The organism is Aquimarina sp. ERC-38 (assembly GCF_026222555.1).
In the GTDB taxonomy this organism is placed as follows: Bacteria; Bacteroidota; Bacteroidia; order Flavobacteriales; family Flavobacteriaceae; genus Aquimarina.
Genome location: NZ_CP098511.1, coordinates 875,167 through 895,070 on the forward strand (window position 1 = coordinate 875,167; position 19,904 = coordinate 895,070).

Consider the following 19,904-nt stretch of genomic DNA (forward strand, 5'->3'; position numbering starts at 1 on the left):
ATCGTCCCTTGGCAGCATTACCCGCCCAGGTTCATTGGGTATGATCTCAGCCTTACTAATTCTGAATTCAGAATTCTGAATTTAGAATTAGAAAAGCACCCCTTTGAGATTTGCGTGCAAAAGTACTACCTTTTGTTTTAATATTGTAACTTTATTCTTTACATTTTTTAAAACCAGGAGTTCGGCAAACAATGCTTTTCCTGTTTTAGAGTTATCACTTTATGGAAAACACAAAAAGATCAGTTACTTATAAAATCATCGCGGGATATAGCCTGGCTACTATCCTGGCTTTTATTGCTTTTTGGGTCATTTATAACCAAATTACGGACTATGCTGAAATTAACAATGTAAGCGATGATAATAGTAAAAAATTGATTTTAGTAGGAGAAGCCACTACCAGTTTATATGAAGCCGAAAGTCTTACCCGAAACATTATTCAGACCTCTGATATTGAACGTTTTGAAAACTATCGAAATAAAGTAAATTCTATTATTAGTACTATTGATCGGATTTCGGAGCTTTCTTTTGATACGCTTCAAATTAAAAAAATGGACAGTATTAAATTATTGATTGATAACAAAAATCAAAACTTTGCCTCACTAATAGATATTTACCGCGAACGAAAAAACCGGGATTTACAGCAAAATGTGATTGACCAACTTAAAAAAACAAGTGAAGAATATGGTAACTACCGCGACCTGGATAAACGTTTTAATAAATATACAAGAGATAAAAAACGAGCTTTAAAACGGATTCTTGAATTATCTAAAGAAGACAATGCAAAAAGATTGACCAATCAAACTTTGGATTCTGTTGCCAATCGTTTTTATAAAGCTTTAGCTCAAATTGAAGCTAAAGAACGGCAATACGAAAATAAAATAGAAGCTAAAGAGGACGAACTTTTAAAGAATGATCAGATCATTACCAAACAATTAAGAGATTTAATGACAGGTATTGAACTAAACGTCCGTAAAGAGTATAATGAACGCCTGTCAAAATCCCGGAAAATCCTAAATCGTACTTCTAACTTTTTTGTCATTTTCATCGCAATAAGTTTAGTTATTGCCTTGATATTTTTAATTCTAATAACCACGGATGTATCTAAATCACAGAAATTCAGGAATGAACTGGAAGCTGAAAAAAACTATACGGAGAAGCTTTTAAAGACCAGAGAATCTTTAATAAATACGGTAACGCATGATCTGCGGTCTCCACTTAATACGGTGATAGGATACTCGGACTTATTGGAAAAAACCGGTTTAACCACTAAGCAAACGCATTACCTTAACCATTTAAAACGATCATCAGATTATATGCTTCATCTGGTTAATGATTTATTGGATTTATCCAAATTAGAAGCAGGTAGGATGAATATCGAACAACTTCCATTTTTGCCTAAAAAATTGATTGATGATACAGTTAGTGCTAACATTCCGGCGGAAGATAAAAAGCATTTGAGAATTACGCTTGATATCAAAGAAGAACTGGATAGATCTTATCAAAGTGACCCTTTCCGGATTAAACAAGTACTTACAAACTTAATTAATAACGCCTATAAATTTACAGAAACTGGGACCATCCGTATTTTAGGATATTTAGAAGAAAAGGAATTAGGAAGACAACATCTGGTAATTGTAGTGCAGGACACCGGTATTGGGATTACCGAAAAGCAACAACAACACATATTCCAGGAGTTTGCACAGGGAGACAATTCAACCGAAAAGAAATTTGGTGGTTTTGGACTAGGTTTAGCCATAACCAAAAAAATTATTGATTTGTTAGGAGGCTCTATTATTTTACAAAGTACTCCCGGTGATGGAAGTACCTTTACCGTTAGCATTCCGGTGATTCCTTCTCTGGAAAACATTCCTGTGACCGAAGCAGTAACTGTAGAAGAGGAAGCCTTTCAATTTAATAATCAAAAAGTATTACTTATTGATGATGACCCCGCCCAGTTAAGTCTTACTCAAGAAGTCATTACCCTGGCCGGATTACAATATGACAGTTGTATAAACGGTAAAGAAGCGGTTCAATTGATACAAGAAAAGTCGTATGATCTAATTTTAACAGATATTCAAATGCCAATAATGGACGGGTTTGAATTTTTAGCTTTTATAAAACAATATTATACAAAAGATCAAATGCCTCCTATAATTGCTTTATCAGGAAGAACCGATATTGATAGAGAAGATTATATAAAAGAAGGATTTACCAATAGTTTACGGAAACCTTATGCCCCAGCAGATTTATTAGAAGCTATTGCTACTATTTTACCAATTCGGAAGCCAAATATTACAAATGATCCTGTAAATCTTGGTACTTCTAATGAACTGTTTTCTTTAGAAGATATAGAAATTTTTGCCCAGGGAGATAAAGAATCATTTTATGCTATTCTGGATACTTTTGTAGAAGGAACTACGGATAATTTAGCAGAATTTTCCGAAGCTATTCAAAATCAAGATAAAAAGAAAATAAAGTCTTTAGCTCATAAAATGTTACCTATGTTTCGTCAAATTAAAGCCTTTACTATCATCCCAAAATTAGAAACTTTAGAAGATCCAAACCGTTCTATTTCGGATAAAGAAATAAGCCTTTTACCAACCGAATTAATAAAACCTATTGAAGCTTTAATATCCGAATTAAAAGTAATATAAGAAAACAGTATGAGATAGTTCGCAAAGTAAATGCGGTTTGGCTTGCATATAAATTATAAGCTGATATCGTATTGTTTTAATTTGTTATATAAAGTCTTCCGATCAATAGAAAGCATCCGCGCCGCTTTTGCTTTATTTCCATTCGCTTTTTCCAATGCTTCCAGGATCAACTCCTGTTCATTATGATTTTTAAAAAGTCCGTAGGTTTGATTACTTTTAGTTGAAGCATAAGCAATATCCTGAGGAAGTACAGTTAGCGAAATCAATTCATTTTGAGAAAGTAATACGGATCTCTTTACAATATTCTTTAATTCCCGAAGATTCCCGGGCCATTCGTACTTTTTAAAAGCTTCTAAAACTTCATCGGCAAAACCCACTATATTTTTATCCAGTTCTTCGTTAGCATTTTCCAGAAAATGATTGGCAAACAACATTAAATCTTCTGTCCGTTCCCGTAAAGGAGGTACTTTTATCGAAAATTCATTCAGACGATGGTATAAATCTTCTCGAAACTCCCCTTCTTTTACCGCTGCCGATAAATCTTCATTAGTGGCCGCAATTACCCGAATATCCACTTCAATCTCCTTATTACTCCCTACCGGCTTAATCTTTCGTTCTTGCAATGCCCGTAGCAACTGTACTTGAAGTTCATAACTTAAATTACCAATTTCATCCAGAAACAAAGTTCCGCCATTTGCGGCTTCAAAGTGTCCTACTTTATCATTAACCGCACCCGTAAAAGAACCTTTTACATGACCAAAAAATTCGCTGGAAGCAATCTCTTTAGGAATTGCGCCACAATCTACGGGTACAAAAGGTTGATTTTCTCTTTTACTCCGTTTATGGATATTACTGGCTACATATTCTTTTCCTGTTCCGCTATCTCCAATAATTAAAACAGACATTTTGGTAGGAGCCACCAGGTCAATATATTCATTTAGTTTTTTTGAAGCATCACTAATCCCTTTTACAAAAGAAGAAGAAACAGTCGTTGTGACTGTAGTAGATTTCTTTTTAGAAGAAGATAGAGTTCCTTTTTTATTGGGAATAGATGGTTCTGTCGTAGCAGAGGTCGTATTTATAAGTGGAACCGCCAGCGCTTTTTGTATCGTATCAAGAATTGTATCCGGGTTAAAAGGTTTTGCTATATAATCAAAAGCACCTTGCTTGATAGCATTAACCGCCATGTTAATCTCGGCATATCCGGTCATGACAATCACCTGAGTATTTTTATCCTTTTTATGAATATCCTCTAATAAAGCAATTCCATCTTTATCCGGCAAACGCACATCGGTTAATACCACGTCAAAATGATGTTCCCTTAATAAGTTCACAGCTTCCTGTCCTGAAAATGCAGTTTGCACTTCATACTCTTTTTTTTCTAAAAAGGTTTTAAGCATTTTGCAAAATGCAACATCATCTTCAACGATCAATAAATTAGGCATTCGGTATGTATTTAAAACGGAACTATAATACGTTATAAAGTTAAAACATTAAAATAAACAACTTAGTATAAGAATGGTAAATAAGTTGTAAGAGATTTAATAGATATTTATAGACTCTTTGAACTTCAATAACTTTTCTATATTTATTACATTAATTTACATTAAGGTCTGGTAAAGATTCAAGATCGCTAATGCTTCTAGAATCAAGAATCAAGACTAATCTTTATATTATTGAAAATCACCAACTATATTTGAACAAACTACTGTTGAAAAAGTAAAAAAGCAACCTTCAAATATCTTAAAATTTAGAATTACTTTATTTTACTAGGCTTTGTAAACTTTTATTTCAACTGGATAATAATGATAAATAAACTACATACTATATCAATTTCTAATATCCCTAATAATAGATTAAACTAAAACTATTTCCAATTAAAAAAGAGGCTCTGGGAATGAGCCTCTTTTTAGCACTAAACAACTCTATATCGCCTATAGTTGCAAAACGATATGCTTTTATACGCCTTGTGTTTACGATTTATCTTCTGATGAAATCCATTCACCGTCAGCGTTTATAAATAAAATTTTGGATTGGTTATTTTCGTTAATTAGGATGAGTTTGTAACTATTATCTTTGGCTATGTAAGCTTTTACGATCCGACTTGCCCCGTAGTCATTTACTACTGCGTTTTGTACCGCCATTGGCAAATCAACAATCTTTACTTCAACATATTCCTGAAACTCGTTTTGATAATCAAACTCATTATCGGTATTAGCATAAGCTAAATCTTCTTGTGCTATGACTCCCTGAGCCGATATAACACTTACTATTATTGCAATTATCATAGGTAACTTTATCATGGTTTTAAAAGTAGTATCTATCATACTGTTTAACATAATGTAATAACCGAGCCAATTTTCTTAACGCCCTACAATTCCATTTAATCTATTATAAATCAAATGATTACATTTTAAGGGAACATTCTCTATTTTGTTAATATGTGGAAAACCAAGTGTTTTTTGTGGAAATGATACTCACATGTATACAGATTACCAATCCGGTGACCTACGGTTTGCCTTTTTTAAAGCTTGCGTTTTTTTATTCTGTAATCTTTTAAGTTGAGAAGTTTTGCTTGGTTTGGTTTTTTTACGCACTTTAGGAACTTGCAGAGAAGATTGTAGTAGCTTTATCAAACGATCGGTACAAATTTCTTTATTACGATGTTGACTCCGGGTCTGACTACAACTTAAAATTAGGTCCCCTTGATTGGATAACCGGGAAGCTAGTTTTGTCTGTAAGCGTAACTTTTCAGTATTAGTAAAAGCTTCGGATGCTTCTACGTTAAAATGTAATAAAATTTTAGAAGAAACCTTATTTACATGCTGTCCTCCTGCCCCGGAACTGCGAACTGCTTTTACTTTTATTTCTTCTAAAACTTTTTGTAAAAGCATAACTTTTTAATACTAAATAAAAATGTATTAGGTAAACAGCTTTACCTGATGTGCGGATTTTAATAAATCATTTACCGTTTTAACCGGGTTAAAGGTAGTTAAAGGCACTTCAACAAATACACTGATCCAATTGGACATTGCTCCATTCCAAAGCCCAGGTAGTTCAAGAGCTTTTAAAGTCTGTCCGTTTACTGACTTTCTAGTGATAAATCCTGCATCCGGGTCTACAAAATTCAGAAGATTAAACTTTTCTCCTTTATAATTACGTACCCCACATACTAAATCTACCGGATTAAAATGGGTAGAAGTACTCATAATATCACGTTGGCGACGATCTCTTTTATCAATCTGAGGCGTTTCTATGATCTGTAAAGTGGTACGGCCACTTTCCTGTTTGATCCAGAAAGGCCCTCCTCCCGGTTCACCTTCATTAATAACCATCCCACAAACTCGTATAGGTCGATTAAGGGATTCTTTTAAGAACTCCAATTTATATTGTTCTGAAAATTTATCGAAATCTAAAGGTAAGCGAACATTGAGCTGCTTGACCATAAATTCTTTAATATCCTTTAAGTCATGTTCTGAAGGAGGTTTTTGTTCGATGGCATTTAGAATCCTAAAAACCTCATCTTGTATTTCAATAAGTTTACCAGCAAGTATTTTTTTATAACCGGTTAATTCTTCCTGGTATTTACGCACTACTACATTATCAATATTTTTAATATAAATAATATCAGCATCCAGGTCATTTAAATTTTCTATTAAGGCACCGTGCCCCCCAGGTCTGAAAAGAATTGTACCGTCTTCAAGTCGGAAAGGTTGATTATCTTCTGTAACGGCGATAGTATCTGTTTGTGGTTTTTGAAAAGAATAGGTGATAATGAAATTAGTATCTGTTTTTTCTTCAACCTTTTTCTTTATACGTTCAAACTCATCCTTAAAATCGGTAAGGTGATCTTCAGAAATAGTAAAATGTAGTTTTGAATCTCCTTTTACATTTTTATTGTATCCTGCTGCTTCATAAAGATGTTCTTCAAAGGCAGTGGCCGTACTACGCGTATACTTATGGAACGGAAGTAAACCCTTAGGATAAGCCCCGAAGTTACATCCCTTCTCTTTTAGTAATATTTCAACAAATATATAGAGTTGCCTTCCCTCGGATAATGTTTCAAAATTAGGATAAGCTTGTTTTACTTTTTCCATTACGCCATCGTAAAAAGGAAACTTTTCCAGTCCAATTAAGAATAAGCGTATGGCATCTGCCTTTTCGTGATTGGTATAGGAGTTGAGACTTTCTTTTTCATAATCATAAGAATCTAAAAAACGAAATAACTCCTTAAACATCCGGGAAGCCGCACCGGAAGCCGGGACAAATTTTATAGTTTCTAGTGTAGATAAACGGGAATCATATAGTTTTTTTAATTCTGACTGGTGATGATCCGAAAAGCGTAAAATTCCATTATGAAGACTGGCTGCACTTCGTAAAGAAACCGGTGGAATTTCTTTTTCGAAGGTATCAATTTGTGCAATTACTTTATCTACGGTAAGTCCTCTGGATTTTATATAGGCAATATCTTTATCTGAAATGTTCACTATGTTTGTGTTAATTGATCAATGGTTTGTTTTGCAATTCGAAAGCGATTTTCTCGATTTCCCTTCAGCACAATATACGGTTTTTTACTTTTTTGCAATGCTTTTTTAAATAAGGAAAACATAGCTTCTCTTTCATTAGGCTTATCTCTTAAATCGTCAGGAACCCAGGGAGTATCTATATAAGTAAGAAAATAAAAATCCGTATTATTTTCTTTTAAGTATTCTAATAATTCTCCCGGAACCTTGTTGTTAAAATAGGCTTCGGAATATACACTGGTTTCTAACACATCAGTATCACAAAACAAAATATTGTTTGCTTTTTTAAAGCCTTCTTGCTCTAGTGCTAATTGCCCTCTGGCAATAGGTATAATATCTTCATACGAACATATCTCACGGGTGTTATCCCATTTTTGTTGTAGATAATCGCGAGCAAATTCGGGTACCCAAACGGTTTTATAATGCGCTGCTAATTGCCTGGACAAGGTTGTTTTTCCTGTAGATTCCGGACCAAAAAGTACTACTTTTAAGCAATTTTTGGGCTTGTCATTTTTATTTTCTGATTCCATTGTCTATACCCCTGAATGGCTAAAAAAGTAAATATTAAATATTGAAGAGAAAGCATACCTAGCCCTCGGTAGGCATAAAGTGGTACCGTAATCAGGTCTGCAATGATCCAGAGCGTCCAATTCTCAATTTTTTTGGTCGCCATATACCACATAGCAGTAAAAAACATCCCCGAGGTTAAAATATCGATGTAATTTTCAATTAAGATTTCAGTTCCGAAGAATTGATAAATTGTATACGTCACGATCATGGTTAATATACAAAGTAAGATACCCAAAGCCTTTTCTTTTCCGGTAGTTCTGGATATTAATACAACCCGGCTTCCCCTGCTTACTCTAGACCAATTATACCACCCGAAAATACTCATGGCCGAATAGTAAAAATTCATCATCATATCCCCGTAATAACCAGCTGTATAAAGTAAGTATACCGAAATTATGGTAGCAATCAACCCGGTAGGATACACCCAAATATTTTCTTTTTTAGCATACAGCACACTGATAATTCCAAATACAAAAGTAATGGCTTCTAATAGAATTTGAGGTAGGGAAGCTTTACTATAGGCTTCTAAGAAAAAATCAAAAATGAGGTTCATACGAGCTTCTATTCGATTTAACCATTTTCATATAAACCAATACATGTTCCATTTCACCGAATGCAACTTTGATTTCTTCTGTCACGAAAGCCATTACTTCATCATAAGGACCAAAAATTTGAGTGCTTAATGGGTTTTCTAACACTTCAAACGAAGATGTCCGTAATTTTTTAATAAAATTAATGATATGGATTTCAAAATTATCTTGTAGAGGAGTAAGGGTTAATTCCAAAGATATCTGCATAATGTTTTAATTTTTTTTAAATTATTTCTACTGGTGGTTTTAAATAAACACAGGTAAAGCCTTCAAATTCCAGGTATGCCAGTTGATGCTTTGATGTTGACTTTTTATCTTTAAAAGTTGCCTGAACCCTTTGCTTGTTTTTAAGAATAGATGTAATCTCAATATGGTTTTTTAAGCTTACACCTGGCGTAGCTTTCATTTTATAAATGGATTCTTTAGCACCCCAGGCAATTGTTAATAACCGAATGTTTTCTTCTTGATTAGAAGTAAAGGCAATACAGTCGTTACCTATAAATTTATCTTTTATCACCCCAATTTTTTTACGTTGCTTTTCTATATCAATACCCGTAGGACTATCACTGACGATAATAGCAGAAAAATGATACGAATGTGTAATGGAGATAGATTTGCTATCTTGTAGAAAAGGTTTTCCTAGATCGTTATAATACAAATCTTTGTCCTTGTACCCAGCTACTTTCAATAATTGTCTGACACTGGCAAAACCCCTTTGATGCAACACTGATGACATGTTGCTCAAACGCTCCGTGCTATAAGGAGTTAATTCTATATTTTTCAACAGTTGATCCGTGGTTTCAATGATTTTCCAGATCCAAATGGTAGTTCCGGCATCTACTGTTATTGTTTTGTAAAGAGGCATATTCTCTTAAAGTTATTACCTATCTTTGTACGATTAAAAAAGTTTCAAATAGTATACTATTTAAAGGGTTGAATATAGCCTAATTTTACAGGATACACTAATTGCAAAGAATTAAATAAAAGTATTTATGAGTACGACGACACTACCTTATGTTCCTTATAAAGTAAAGGATATTTCACTTGCTGCCTGGGGAAGAAAAGAAATTCACCTTGCCGAAGCAGAAATGCCGGGATTAATGTCCTTACGGGAAGAATATAAGGATGAACAACCCTTAAAAGGTGCGCGGATAGCCGGATGTTTGCATATGACCATACAAACGGCAGTATTAATTGAAACCTTAAAAGCCCTGGGAGCTGAGGTTACCTGGAGTTCTTGTAACATTTTTTCTACTCAGGATCAGGCAGCGGCAGCAATTGCTGAAGCTGGTATCCCGGTATACGCTTGGAAAGGAATGAGTGAAGAAGAATTTGACTGGTGTATCGAACAAACACTTTTCTTCGGCGAAGACAAAAAGCCTTTAAACATGATCCTGGATGATGGTGGGGATTTAACGAATATGGTATTAGACCGTTACCCGGAATTAGTGGATGGAATCAAAGGATTATCAGAAGAGACTACTACCGGAGTACATCGCTTATATGAAAGAATGAAAAATGGAACCCTGCCCCTTCCGGCAATTAACGTAAATGACTCTGTTACCAAATCCAAATTTGATAATAAATACGGGTGTAGAGAAAGTGCAGTGGACGCTATTAGAAGGGCAACTGATACCATGCTTGCCGGTAAAAGAGTGGTTGTTTGCGGATATGGAGATGTAGGAAAAGGAACGGCTGCCTCATTTAGTGGTGCCGGATCTATTGTAACGGTTACTGAAATTGATCCTATCTGTGCTTTACAGGCTGCTATGGATGGTTTTGAAGTTAAAAAATTAAAAACGGTTATTGGTAATGCTGATATTTTAATCACCACTACCGGAAATAAAGATATTGTACAAGCCGAGCATTTTAAAGCTTTAAAAGACAAGGCAATTGTTTGTAATATCGGTCATTTTGATAACGAAATCGATATGGCATGGTTAAATGACAACTACGGTACTACTAAAGATGAAATCAAACCACAGGTAGATAAATATACAATTAACGGCAAAGATATTATTATCCTGGCTGAAGGACGATTAGTGAACTTGGGATGTGCTACCGGTCACCCTAGTTTTGTGATGAGTAATTCTTTTACCAATCAAACCCTGGCACAAATCGAACTTTGGAAACATTCGGAGAACTACAAAAATGAAGTGTATATGTTACCTAAGCACCTGGATGAAAAAGTAGCGCAATTACACCTTTCCAGATTAGGTGCAGAACTGGAGACTTTACGAAAAGATCAGGCTGATTATATAGGGGTATCGGTAGAAGGGCCTTTTAAACCGGAATATTATAGGTACTAGATGCTAGATGCTAGATGCTAGAAAGTAAAAAAATCCTCGTGAGAACACGAGGATTTTTTTACTTTCTATTTATTCTATTTTGTTAGAAAAAATTATTCTGCTTCGGCAAGTAGGCAGTCCGTATATTTTGCGGTCTTCGTTTGTATCATTGCCAGACCTTCTTCCCGGCTTGTTAAGGCATCCATTTTGATCTGCTCTCCGTTAGGAAGGTGCATTACATAAAAACCTTCTTCAAAAGAAGATAATTTGATTATTTCTCCATCTGCTTTTACCGCATTCCAGGATTTTTCTGAAGGTTTATACACTAAATCTAGTTTTTCACCTTTGCGAGCACCTTCAATTACAGTAATTTGCATCCTGTTTTTTGTGGCTGTCATTTCAAACTTATTTCCATCTTTCTCAACTACTTGAGTTTCCATTTCCCCTTCATTCATTGCAATTGGGTTGGATCCGGTCCAGAATTCCATAAGATTAAAAATAACTACATCTCCGAAAAAAAATAAGCCATAAACCGGTACAATATTAAGTGCCCAAAACACCAAATTGTTTATAAACTTATTATCTGTAATTTCTTGGTTCCAGTCTTTTAAACCATTGAAAGCAGAAAAGGACCCTAAACAGCTGGTAAATAAAACGGAAGCTGATAACATTACGCAAATAGTTGCTTTTTTCATAATTTTTAATTTTAAGTTAGGTCTAAATGTATGTTTTATGTCAAAAAAATAATAACTCATTAAGATATTATTAATATCCTAAAAACATTTTTATTCAAATTAGTCGGACATATCTAAATTAAAAATTTACAGAAAAATAGATTCTTATTCCTAAAAAACAATAAGAATAAAGTTCAATAACCTTTAAAGTCGTATAAAATTTTTACTACTCTTTATTTATTGATTTATCAAAACAAAAAATCCCTTCCAAATAGTATGAAAGGGATTCGTTATGTTATTATAACAATGTTTATGCTTCAAAAGGTTCTATAGAAACATAGGACTTATTATCTTTTTTCTTAGTAAACTTTACAATACCGTCTACTCTTGCGTGTAAGGTATGATCTTTACCAGCATACACATTATTACCCGGTTTATGAGCAGTTCCTCTCTGTCTGACAATAATATTACCAGCTATGGCAGCCTGACCTCCAAAAATCTTTACTCCTAATCGTTTCGATTCGGATTCTCTACCGTTTTTAGAACTACCAACTCCTTTTTTATGAGCCATAATTTTATAATTTAATTCTTACGATCGGACAAAACCATCGTAAAAAAGGTTATTCTTATTCTTCTATTCCACCTTTATAGGTATCCTGCCATACTTTTAATTCAGCCCAATTTCCATCCGCAGCCATTTTTGCTTGCTTAGGCCAGGAACCAGGATTATGATTACCTCTTACCTCTTTAATATAACCCGCTATGACAGAAGGTTCCGTTTGAGATAATTGTTCAAAAGTAGTGATTCCGTTTTGTTTTAAAGTTTCCGCTATTTTTGGGCCAATTCCTTCAATCTTTTTCAAATCATCACCTGCAGTAGTGGTTTTAGTTTTAACCGGTGCTGCTTTAATTACAACAGGTTCAGCTACTTTTTCCTTTTTGGCTGGTGCTGCTTTCTTTTTTCCGGAAGCCGAAATACTCTCAATTAAGATTTCAGTTAAAGCCTGACGATGACCATTCTTTACCCGATATCCTTTTCTTCTTTTTTTCTTAAAGACGATAACTTTATCTCCTTTAAGATGTCTCGTGATTTTTGCTCCTACAGAAGCTCCATCTATAGCCGGGGCGCCTAAAGTAATGTTATCACCATCAGCAGTAAGAAAAACTTTGTCAAAATCAACACTGTCTCCTTCTGCACCTGATAAACGGTGTACAAAAACTTTTTGGTCTTTTGCAACTTTAAATTGCTGCCCTGCTATCTCTACAATTGCGTACATATAGCGTAACGTTTTGTGAATTAATTAAATATGAACTTACACCTAATTTAGGCGGGTGCAAATATAATGCTAATTAATTAATTTACAAATGATTTACACATTTAAAGAAACCGCAGTTGGCTTTTTACGGGTATTCCAACTATCTTTAAATAACTGCATAAAAGATAAGGTCAATACAAAGGTGGTTGCGAATCCCATAATGGCTGCAACAAACACAACAAGACCTATCCCGACATGATAATGAGAGTTCCAGTTCTCTAACATCTGTGGTAAAAAGTCAGTATTTATATGAGTTACGTAAATCGCAAAAAAGATAGTAAATAAAAGGGTAGCATTAAAACCGGTGAACAGCCCTGCCATAAAACCCTTTTGGTATTCAAAATCCCTTCCTTTTTCCCGTTTGTAATTACGCATTGCCAAACAAAGCCCAAAAGCCATTATAAAGCCGTTTCCTAAACTAAATACCGGATTAGTTTGTACTCCAAATAAAGAAAGTGCCAAAAAATAACCGGCTAGTGCTACGGCAAGAATAATTCCGTAGCTTACTGGGATTGTTGATTTTTTCATAACTATTGATTTTAAACTATTTAAGCTCTATTAAATTAGTAATTAGACAGTAAACTTTTTGTAATGTATTGTTAATTAATTAAATGCAAATGATTTAAATAGTTCGCTTTTACCACCATCCCTGAACGAATCGTATTATCTCAGCTTTTTTGATTTAAAGACATCTAGAAATTTACTATTCTTTTTTAATTTTAAATTCAAATACTTCATAGCAATGAATCTTTTTAATGTGTATATTCGGGTTCAAAAATTAAAAAATGGCTTCTATCTTTACTAAGATCATCAACGGGGAACTCCCCTCACACAAGGTTGCAGAGACCACAGACTTTTATGCTTTTCTGGATATTAACCCTAATACTAAGGGACATACCTTATGTATTCCGAAAAAAGAGGTTGATAAAATTTTTGACCTAGACGAGGAGACCTATAAAGGGTTGATGTTGTTTTCTAAAAAAGTAGCCGAGGCCTTGAGAAAAACGGTGGATTGCGAGCGTATTGGCCTTTCTGTTGTTGGGTTGGAAGTACCCCATGTTCACGTACACCTGATTCCATTACATTCCATGAGAGATGTTACTTTTCAGTCTAAGGTTTCTATGACAGATAGCGAACTTAAAGAGTTGGCACAACAAATTTCTGCTAATTTTGAACAATAATTTTTTGTTAGCACCTATATTCCGGTGATAAATGCATCAGTTTCTATATTATTGTAAATACCTCAGGGTTTACAATATAAAAGCCAACTACTACGCTAATCATCACAATTATAAATATTAATATATAGAATAAAGGCTTGTACTTTACAGAACTCTCGGTAGGAAGGATTGTCTTCTTGTGATATTCGCATACGCGTTCCATATCTTCAGTAAATCTTCCGGGATAAATCTCAGTATTACATTTGTAACAAACCATTTGTGTTTTAAATGCTTTAGGAATACGTTCTATAAACCTGAAATCTTGTTTGTACTTTACAAAAGATAATTGTAACCCATCATTAGCAAAGCATTCAGGACAATTATTAGTTAATTTTGCCTGTTTTAAAATAATCTCGGTGGCATTCACATCCTCAATTTATATACTAACGTATTTTAAACCAGTTTGGTATATCGCCAAATCAACGGTAAATAACATAAATCTTCACAGAAAAAACTTCTTTGACCTTAATATTCATTTAGCTATAGCCTTTTTGTTAGCACTATGCCTTATTTAATGTAATTTGAAAAGTAGTTCCTTTTTTAAGTTCGGAGTTTAGGACTTTTATTTTACCAGAATGGTATTCCTCAATAATTCGTTTAGCCAGGGATAAGCCCAGTCCCCAGCCCCTGCTTTTTGAAGTAAAACCCGGTTCAAAAATTTTAGTGAATTTACTTTTAGGAAGCCCTTTTCCGGTGTCACTCACCCTAATAAATACATGTTTATCATCATCTGTAAGTGTGATAAGTAAATCCCCTTTACCCCGCATAGCATCAATTCCATTTTTAACCAAATTCTCAATGGTCCAGCCATACAGCTGTGAATTTAGAGCAACTATAATTTCTTTTTCGGGTATTTTTAAAGTGAAATTAATGAGTTTAGAACTACGAAGTCTTAGGTATTCAAAAGCTTCCTTTGTTTCAACCACTATATCCGCATTATTTAATTGAGGGATAGATCCTATTTTTGAAAATCGTTCGGTAATCATCTTTAAACGTGAAATATCTTTTTCGATTTCTACAATATAATCCGGGTTTACGTTTTCGGTTTTTAGGATTTCGTTCCACCCTACTAATGATGATAGCGGTGTTCCTATCTGATGTGCGGTTTCTTTTGCCATTCCCGCCCATAATTTGTTTTGTTCGCCCGCTTTTGAAGTCGTAAAAAAGAAATAAATAACCCCGATCAATAAAAAAATGATAAGTGCAATGGCTATTGGATAATACCTTAGTTTCCTTAAGATATCAGAATTGCCATAGTAGATGTACTGTTTGGAGCCTTTTAAATCCAATTCGATAGGCTGGTTTTTTAATTTAAGGTCTTGTAAAAAAGAAGATAACTCTCCGGGAGAGTCAATAATACCCGCAGGCAAATTTGAGCATAAATCTTTTAGAATTTCCCCATCTGCATCCGTCATGATAATGGGAATCGATTTATTAGTACCTGCAATAAGTATAGATAGGTCTAAGTAGTCATCCTGCGATTCACTATTGAGCGCAATATAATTTTGAGCCCAAATTTGAATTTTAGTAGTTTCATCTTTTTTTAACCGCTGAAGAAAGAGAGAAGTATTCCAAAGAATTAATCCGGTAATAACTAAAACAGAGATTACAATAAAATAACTCGCTAATTTGCGGTCATCTGAAAAATTCATATGAAACTTATGTTAATATCAATAAAGATACTAGATTAAATTGAAAATAATGATTCTATTTATAGGCTTGCTTCCCTTAGGAAGTTTCTTTTATAAAGACAACTTGAAAGTTTATAACACTTTAGCCAAACCTTATACAAGAAATAAAAAAGTTTATCGGTACATTTAAAATGTATTTTAACCATTCACAAAGTAATAATGGATACTACTATTGCAATTGATCCCAATAAAGAACCTACAAAAAAAGTACACCAAACTTTATTAGGAGCTATTGGTCCCCGCCCTATTGCTTTTGCAAGCACGATAGATGAACAAGATCGACCTAATCTTTCTCCATACAGTTTTTTTAACGTGTTTAGTGCGAATCCCCCGATCCTTATTTTTTCTCCGGCCAGGAGAGTACGGGATAACACCACTAAACATACGCTTGAAAACTGTAAAAAGGTCAAAGAAGTGGTTGTGAATATTGTCAATTATGATATTGTCCAGCAAATGTCATTATCCAGCACTGAATATGAGGAAGGGGTAAATGAATTTGAAAAATCAGGACTAACCATGATTCCCTCTGAAAAGATAAAACCTTTTCGGGTAGGAGAATCCCCCGTTCAGTTTGAATGTTTGGTAAAAGAAATCATTGCATTGGGAAATGAAGGAGGTGCCGGTAATCTAATCATTTGCGAAGTGGTCATGATGCACGTAAATGCTTCCCTCCTAAGCCCAACTGGTGAAATTAATCAACAAAAGATTGACCAGGTGGCCCGGATGGGCGGTAATTGGTACACAAGGGCTAAAGAAGGTATGTTTGAGGTTCCTAAACCTTTAACTACAAAAGGGATAGGTATTGATCAGCTACCTGAAAATATAAAGAACAGCGAGGTACTTACCGGAAATGATCTAGGTATGCTGGGAAATGTAGCTTCTTTACCTTCAAAAGAAGAAATTTTGAATTTTGTTGATAAAAATCCGGACGTTATTCATAAAACAAGTAGGCTAAACACCTCAGAAATTCATAAATTTGCACAATCCTTTTTAATATGTAACGAAGTAGAAAAAGCTTTGTTACTATTAATGATAAATCAAACAGAAAAGTAGCGTAAGATGGAAGTACAAGGTAAAGTAAAAATGATTGGTGAGACCCAAACTTTTGGTAATAACGGATTTAGAAAAAGAGAAATTGTAGTCACTACAGAAGAACAGTATCCACAACATATTATGGTTGAATTCGTACAGGATAAAACTGAATTATTGAATAATTACCAGGTTGGGCAGGATGTCAAAATAAGTATCAATTTGAGAGGTCGTGAGTGGGTAAACCCTCAAGGGGAAACAAAATATTTTAACTCTATCCAGGGATGGCGAATTGAAAATTTACAGAATAACGCACCTCAAGGCGCACCACCAATGCCACCGTCAGAAGCTTTTGAACCGGTAAGTGATTTCACGAAAGAAGAGCATGACGATTTACCATTTTAAGTTTAAAATTCTTACAACAAAAGAAGAGTGGGATTAATTTAGTACACTATTTTAATATAAAGATGTACGGTTTATCAAAATACTTCCCATAAAATACGTAATAAAGCAAAAGTCCGGTTAAAACCGGACTTTTTATATATAAAATTACATAAACCTTCTAATAAAACTCAAAAGCAATGATGAACAAAGTTATTTTTAAAAGGTTATTACAAAGATCATATTTTTTTGGAGATTTTCAAACAACTTAAGTTTATTTAACGTACTGCCTTTCTATTATTTATGTTTTTTTTAAACAATACTGATACGCTTCCGGATCCTAGCTTTGCAAATGACGATGGACTAGTGGCCGTAGGAGGTACTTTAACTTCGCAACGCTTATTAGAAGCTTATCACAAAGGTATTTTTCCGTGGTATAGCGAAGGACAACCAGTACTTTGGTTTTCTCCTGATCCCAGAATGGTTTTACTTCCGGAATACCTGAAAATTAGTAAAAGTATGAGAAGCTTATTTAAAAATAATGCTTTTGAAGTAACCTATAATACTTGTTTTAGCGAAGTAATACGTGCCTGCGCTACAGTTTACAGAAAAGATCAGGTGGGTACCTGGATTACGGATGATATGATAGTTGCTTATGAAAAATTATATAACGCCGGACACGTACTATCGGTTGAGGTGTGGAAAGACCAAGAATTAGTAGGTGGCCTTTACGGAGTGTATTTAAAAGAAAAAAGGGTTTACTGCGGCGAAAGCATGTTTAGCTATCAAAGTAACGCCTCAAAATACGGTTTTATCTCTTTAGTCCGAAAGTTAGAAACTGAAAACATCAAATTGATCGATTGCCAGATGTATACGGATCATTTAGCCAGTTTAGGTGCTTTTGAAATTCCCAGATCTGAATTTTTAAAGTTTTTGGAATGAGCTTTATGGATTTTAATCAATGAGGCTTTAAAATTAGCATTAATTCTATAAAATACTTAAAATCACTTCTACCCTTTTACTTCTTCATACCGAAAACAAGAAACTTCGTGATCGTTTACCATACCTATTGCCTGCATAAAAGCATATATAACCGTTGATCCGGTAAATTTAAAACCTCTTTTCTTTAAATCTTTACTAATCTGATCAGAGAGCGGTGTTGTTGCCGGAGCATCTTTATAATGTTTCCAGCTATTCTGAACCGGAGTATGATCAACAAAGTTCCAGAGGTAGGTATTAAAAGAACCAAATTCCTTTTGAATTTCCATAAACCGGGAAGCGTTGTTAATAGTTGCATGTACTTTGAGTTTATTACGAATGATCCCCGGATTGTTTAGTAATTGCGTAATTTTATCTTCGGTATAATTAGCAATTTTTTGATAATCAAAAAAATCAAAAGCTTCCCTAAAATTTTCTCTTTTTTTAAGAACGGTAATCCAACTAAGACCCGCCTGAAAAGTTTCTAAAATTAACATTTCAAAAAGTTCTTGTTCGTCGTGTACCGGAACACCCCATTGTAAATCATGGTAAGTTTCGTATAATTGATCTCCGAGACACCACCCACATCTGTTTTTTTTCATAACGTTCCTTTGTATTAAACTAAAACTGTACTTTGTAAGCTGAAGTTCAATATTTCGTCCAAATATAACAAATACTAAATTTTACCAGCATGCAGACTTCAACCCTTTCTTCACTTATAGAAGAAACCATAAATAAAGCTTACACCTACCAGGAATATCGTACACTTACTCATCAACTTGCGGAAGAAGGAAAAACAACCGGACCAGATCAATCAGAAAATCTGGTGCAATTTTCTCAATTAAATGATAAGCGGATGAAACGCCTGGATAAAACCATTAAAATTGATTCGGAAGCAGCAGAAAAACTGAATGCTGTTCAAAAAAAAATCATTTGGTTGGTAATTACCGAAGCTTGGTGTGGTGATGCGTCTCAAAGTATGCCCGTTTTAAAAAAATTGGCTGACACTAATCCGAATTTTGAAATGAAAGTGATCTTAAGAGATGAAAACGAGGAGTTGATGAATAACTTTTTGACCAATGGTGGTAAGTCCATTCCTAAAGTAATTTTTTATGAAGTAGATACAAAGACCGTACTTCATGATTGGGGACCAAGGCCTACGGAAGCTACCAATATGGTAAAGGCCTATAAAGAGGAACATGGTAAACTAACACCGGAATTTAAACAAGATTTACAGCAGTGGTACAATAAAAATAAAGGCAAAGCGATTACCGAAGATATTGTAAAGCTACTTACCTAATTATCCTCCGTAGTTAAAGTAATAGGTGATTGAACCGTTTTGTAATTTTAGAGCGGATTCAGAAAACATTGCTTTTTGAGCATATTTTAATGCGTTTTCAAACAGGCACTCATTTCGGGTAGAAGATTTTTTCTTATCTATTTTGGTTTCGGATACATATCCATTTTGATTTACTGTAATAAGAACGACCACTTTACCACTGGCGCTACAGGTATAAATAGGATTAGGAATTCTCTTTTGCCGTCGATTTTTTAAATTAAAGGTCACTGAGCTGTTTCTATTATTAGCTACCTTGGCATTTAAATCTTCAGAAGGGTTTACCGCTTCGGTTTCTTCGGTATTTAAATCTTCTTCGATACTTTCTTCACCTTCCAGCGCCTCTTCAGTTTCTGTAGATTCCTCAGTACTTTCAGGAGCATCTGTCAGGGACTTAATACGCTTTTCAATATCATCATGATTTTCAAAATCCTGATTATAGGCATTATGTGTTCTTTTATTTGCAGTTATTTCCTGTTCCTGAATTTTTTCCTCTTCAATTTCCGGTTTTTCTTGTGTCAGCTCTTCTAGTAATTCTTCGGGGATTTCCATAAGGATTTCAGCTTGCTCCTGTTGCTTTTTAAACATGTTGATGTTATATAAACTCAACAGGAAAATACCCATAAGCAAAATAGTGATGATTAAAGCCTTATG

At 34.3% G+C, this 19,904-nt stretch carries 23 protein-coding genes; 7 read left to right on the plus strand and 16 right to left on the minus strand.

The features are described 5' to 3' along the window. Positions 1-221 precede the first annotated feature (221 nt). Positions 222-2,654 carry an ATP-binding protein gene (locus NBT05_RS03760; protein WP_265772114.1) on the plus strand — a complete coding sequence of 811 codons (2,433 nt, stop codon included), beginning with the start codon at positions 222-224 and terminating at the stop codon, positions 2,652-2,654. Positions 2,655-2,707: 53 nt separating this feature from the next. On the opposite strand, the gene NBT05_RS03765 is transcribed toward NBT05_RS03760, so the two are convergent. From NBT05_RS03765 to NBT05_RS03800, 8 genes are all read right to left on the minus strand, one after another. Beyond that, complete coding sequence (locus NBT05_RS03765; protein ID WP_265772115.1) at positions 2,708-4,099, minus strand: sigma-54-dependent transcriptional regulator; 1,392 nt, start codon at positions 4,097-4,099, stop codon at positions 2,708-2,710. A 528-nt stretch (positions 4,100-4,627) separates the two neighbouring features. Beyond that, positions 4,628-4,957 carry a hypothetical protein gene (locus tag NBT05_RS03770; RefSeq protein ID WP_265772116.1) on the minus strand — a complete coding sequence of 110 codons (330 nt, stop codon included), beginning with the start codon at positions 4,955-4,957 and terminating at the stop codon, positions 4,628-4,630. Between the two features lie 189 nt (positions 4,958-5,146). Next, a complete protein-coding gene (arfB, locus tag NBT05_RS03775; RefSeq protein ID WP_265772117.1) occupies positions 5,147-5,548 on the minus strand; it encodes an alternative ribosome rescue aminoacyl-tRNA hydrolase ArfB in 402 nt (133 codons plus the stop codon). 27 nt (positions 5,549-5,575) lie between these two features. After that, positions 5,576-7,141: a DUF4301 family protein gene (locus NBT05_RS03780; protein WP_265772118.1), complete on the minus strand. Its 1,566-nt coding sequence runs from the start codon at positions 7,139-7,141 to the stop codon at positions 5,576-5,578. Next, positions 7,141-7,707, minus strand: coding sequence for an ATP-binding protein (locus NBT05_RS03785; RefSeq protein ID WP_265772119.1), 567 nt, complete (start codon positions 7,705-7,707; stop codon positions 7,141-7,143). Before NBT05_RS03785 ends, NBT05_RS03780 begins: the two co-directional genes overlap by 1 nt. Next, positions 7,665-8,300, minus strand: a complete 636-nt coding sequence (pnuC, locus tag NBT05_RS03790; RefSeq protein WP_265772120.1) for a nicotinamide riboside transporter PnuC — start codon at positions 8,298-8,300, stop codon at positions 7,665-7,667. Before pnuC ends, NBT05_RS03785 begins: the two co-directional genes overlap by 43 nt. Then, on the minus strand, positions 8,284-8,544 hold the full coding sequence (locus NBT05_RS03795; protein WP_265772121.1) for a hypothetical protein: 261 nt from the start codon (positions 8,542-8,544) through the stop codon (positions 8,284-8,286). The genes pnuC and NBT05_RS03795 overlap by 17 nt, the downstream gene beginning before the upstream one ends. A 16-nt stretch (positions 8,545-8,560) precedes the next feature. Continuing rightward, positions 8,561-9,202, minus strand: a complete 642-nt coding sequence (locus tag NBT05_RS03800; RefSeq protein ID WP_265772122.1) for a 4'-phosphopantetheinyl transferase family protein — start codon at positions 9,200-9,202, stop codon at positions 8,561-8,563. Between the two features lie 127 nt (positions 9,203-9,329). Between NBT05_RS03800 and ahcY the strand changes: the two genes are divergently transcribed. Next, positions 9,330-10,646, plus strand: a complete 1,317-nt coding sequence (gene ahcY, locus NBT05_RS03805; protein ID WP_265772123.1) for an adenosylhomocysteinase — start codon at positions 9,330-9,332, stop codon at positions 10,644-10,646. Positions 10,647-10,738: 92 nt separating this feature from the next. Here ahcY and NBT05_RS03810 read toward each other — a convergent pair whose 3' ends face one another. The 4 genes from NBT05_RS03810 to NBT05_RS03825 form a co-directional block, all read right to left on the minus strand. Beyond that, positions 10,739-11,320: a DUF3332 domain-containing protein gene (locus tag NBT05_RS03810; RefSeq protein WP_265772124.1), complete on the minus strand. Its 582-nt coding sequence runs from the start codon at positions 11,318-11,320 to the stop codon at positions 10,739-10,741. 289 nt (positions 11,321-11,609) lie between these two features. Continuing rightward, positions 11,610-11,870 (minus strand): 50S ribosomal protein L27, encoded by a 261-nt coding sequence (gene rpmA / locus NBT05_RS03815; protein ID WP_265772125.1) that lies wholly within the window; start codon positions 11,868-11,870, stop codon positions 11,610-11,612. Positions 11,871-11,925: 55 nt separating this feature from the next. Beyond that, entirely contained in the window at positions 11,926-12,576 is a 651-nt protein-coding gene (gene rplU / locus NBT05_RS03820; RefSeq protein ID WP_265772126.1) for a 50S ribosomal protein L21, read from the minus strand. Positions 12,577-12,669: 93 nt separating this feature from the next. Further along, positions 12,670-13,143 (minus strand): DUF4199 domain-containing protein, encoded by a 474-nt coding sequence (locus tag NBT05_RS03825; RefSeq protein WP_265772127.1) that lies wholly within the window; start codon positions 13,141-13,143, stop codon positions 12,670-12,672. A 257-nt stretch (positions 13,144-13,400) separates the two neighbouring features. Here NBT05_RS03825 and NBT05_RS03830 point away from each other — a divergent pair, with 257 nt between their 5' ends. Continuing rightward, positions 13,401-13,796 (plus strand): HIT family protein, encoded by a 396-nt coding sequence (locus tag NBT05_RS03830; protein WP_265772128.1) that lies wholly within the window; start codon positions 13,401-13,403, stop codon positions 13,794-13,796. A gap of 43 nt (positions 13,797-13,839) precedes the next feature. Here the strand turns inward: NBT05_RS03830 and NBT05_RS03835 are convergent, their stop codons facing one another. Together NBT05_RS03835 and NBT05_RS03840 are read right to left on the minus strand one after the other, a co-directional pair. Then, entirely contained in the window at positions 13,840-14,202 is a 363-nt protein-coding gene (locus tag NBT05_RS03835) for a hypothetical protein (RefSeq protein WP_265772129.1), read from the minus strand. A gap of 133 nt (positions 14,203-14,335) precedes the next feature. Beyond that, positions 14,336-15,487: a sensor histidine kinase gene (locus NBT05_RS03840; protein WP_265772130.1), complete on the minus strand. Its 1,152-nt coding sequence runs from the start codon at positions 15,485-15,487 to the stop codon at positions 14,336-14,338. Between the two features lie 198 nt (positions 15,488-15,685). Here NBT05_RS03840 and NBT05_RS03845 point away from each other — a divergent pair, with 198 nt between their 5' ends. The 3 genes from NBT05_RS03845 to aat all read left to right on the plus strand — a co-directional run bounded on the left by NBT05_RS03845 (position 15,686) and on the right by aat (position 17,878). Further along, positions 15,686-16,579 carry a flavin reductase family protein gene (locus tag NBT05_RS03845; protein WP_265772131.1) on the plus strand — a complete coding sequence of 298 codons (894 nt, stop codon included), beginning with the start codon at positions 15,686-15,688 and terminating at the stop codon, positions 16,577-16,579. 6 nt (positions 16,580-16,585) lie between these two features. Next, positions 16,586-16,960 (plus strand): DUF3127 domain-containing protein, encoded by a 375-nt coding sequence (locus NBT05_RS03850; protein ID WP_265772132.1) that lies wholly within the window; start codon positions 16,586-16,588, stop codon positions 16,958-16,960. 279 nt (positions 16,961-17,239) lie between these two features. Next, positions 17,240-17,878 (plus strand): leucyl/phenylalanyl-tRNA--protein transferase, encoded by a 639-nt coding sequence (gene aat, locus NBT05_RS03855; protein WP_265772133.1) that lies wholly within the window; start codon positions 17,240-17,242, stop codon positions 17,876-17,878. A 68-nt stretch (positions 17,879-17,946) separates the two neighbouring features. Here aat and NBT05_RS03860 read toward each other — a convergent pair whose 3' ends face one another. Further along, positions 17,947-18,516 (minus strand): DNA-3-methyladenine glycosylase I, encoded by a 570-nt coding sequence (locus NBT05_RS03860; protein ID WP_265772134.1) that lies wholly within the window; start codon positions 18,514-18,516, stop codon positions 17,947-17,949. A gap of 89 nt (positions 18,517-18,605) precedes the next feature. Between NBT05_RS03860 and NBT05_RS03865 the strand changes: the two genes are divergently transcribed. After that, on the plus strand, positions 18,606-19,214 hold the full coding sequence (locus NBT05_RS03865; RefSeq protein WP_265772135.1) for a thioredoxin family protein: 609 nt from the start codon (positions 18,606-18,608) through the stop codon (positions 19,212-19,214). Here NBT05_RS03865 and NBT05_RS03870 read toward each other — a convergent pair whose 3' ends face one another. Further along, positions 19,215-19,838: a hypothetical protein gene (locus NBT05_RS03870; protein ID WP_265772136.1), complete on the minus strand. Its 624-nt coding sequence runs from the start codon at positions 19,836-19,838 to the stop codon at positions 19,215-19,217. Positions 19,839-19,904 lie beyond the last annotated feature (66 nt).

Excerpts from the sequence above, each read along its gene's own strand:
- NBT05_RS03760 (WP_265772114.1), top strand. The coding sequence starts at position 222 with ATGGAAAACACAAAAAGATCAGTTACTTATAAAATCATCGCGGGATAT.
- NBT05_RS03765 (WP_265772115.1), bottom strand. The coding sequence starts at position 4,099 with ATGCCTAATTTATTGATCGTTGAAGATGATGTTGCATTTTGCAAAATG.
- NBT05_RS03770 (WP_265772116.1), bottom strand. The coding sequence starts at position 4,957 with ATGATAAAGTTACCTATGATAATTGCAATAATAGTAAGTGTTATATCG.
- arfB (WP_265772117.1), bottom strand. The coding sequence starts at position 5,548 with ATGCTTTTACAAAAAGTTTTAGAAGAAATAAAAGTAAAAGCAGTTCGC.
- NBT05_RS03785 (WP_265772119.1), bottom strand. The coding sequence starts at position 7,707 with ATGGAATCAGAAAATAAAAATGACAAGCCCAAAAATTGCTTAAAAGTA.
- pnuC (WP_265772120.1), bottom strand. The coding sequence starts at position 8,300 with ATGAACCTCATTTTTGATTTTTTCTTAGAAGCCTATAGTAAAGCTTCC.
- NBT05_RS03795 (WP_265772121.1), bottom strand. The coding sequence starts at position 8,544 with ATGCAGATATCTTTGGAATTAACCCTTACTCCTCTACAAGATAATTTT.
- NBT05_RS03800 (WP_265772122.1), bottom strand. The coding sequence starts at position 9,202 with ATGCCTCTTTACAAAACAATAACAGTAGATGCCGGAACTACCATTTGG.
- ahcY (WP_265772123.1), top strand. The coding sequence starts at position 9,330 with ATGAGTACGACGACACTACCTTATGTTCCTTATAAAGTAAAGGATATT.
- NBT05_RS03810 (WP_265772124.1), bottom strand. The coding sequence starts at position 11,320 with ATGAAAAAAGCAACTATTTGCGTAATGTTATCAGCTTCCGTTTTATTT.
- rpmA (WP_265772125.1), bottom strand. The coding sequence starts at position 11,870 with ATGGCTCATAAAAAAGGAGTTGGTAGTTCTAAAAACGGTAGAGAATCC.
- rplU (WP_265772126.1), bottom strand. The coding sequence starts at position 12,576 with ATGTACGCAATTGTAGAGATAGCAGGGCAGCAATTTAAAGTTGCAAAA.
- NBT05_RS03825 (WP_265772127.1), bottom strand. The coding sequence starts at position 13,143 with ATGAAAAAATCAACAATCCCAGTAAGCTACGGAATTATTCTTGCCGTA.
- NBT05_RS03830 (WP_265772128.1), top strand. The coding sequence starts at position 13,401 with ATGGCTTCTATCTTTACTAAGATCATCAACGGGGAACTCCCCTCACAC.
- NBT05_RS03840 (WP_265772130.1), bottom strand. The coding sequence starts at position 15,487 with ATGAATTTTTCAGATGACCGCAAATTAGCGAGTTATTTTATTGTAATC.
- NBT05_RS03845 (WP_265772131.1), top strand. The coding sequence starts at position 15,686 with ATGGATACTACTATTGCAATTGATCCCAATAAAGAACCTACAAAAAAA.
- NBT05_RS03850 (WP_265772132.1), top strand. The coding sequence starts at position 16,586 with ATGGAAGTACAAGGTAAAGTAAAAATGATTGGTGAGACCCAAACTTTT.
- aat (WP_265772133.1), top strand. The coding sequence starts at position 17,240 with ATGTTTTTTTTAAACAATACTGATACGCTTCCGGATCCTAGCTTTGCA.
- NBT05_RS03860 (WP_265772134.1), bottom strand. The coding sequence starts at position 18,516 with ATGAAAAAAAACAGATGTGGGTGGTGTCTCGGAGATCAATTATACGAA.
- NBT05_RS03865 (WP_265772135.1), top strand. The coding sequence starts at position 18,606 with ATGCAGACTTCAACCCTTTCTTCACTTATAGAAGAAACCATAAATAAA.
- NBT05_RS03870 (WP_265772136.1), bottom strand. The coding sequence starts at position 19,838 with ATGTTTAAAAAGCAACAGGAGCAAGCTGAAATCCTTATGGAAATCCCC.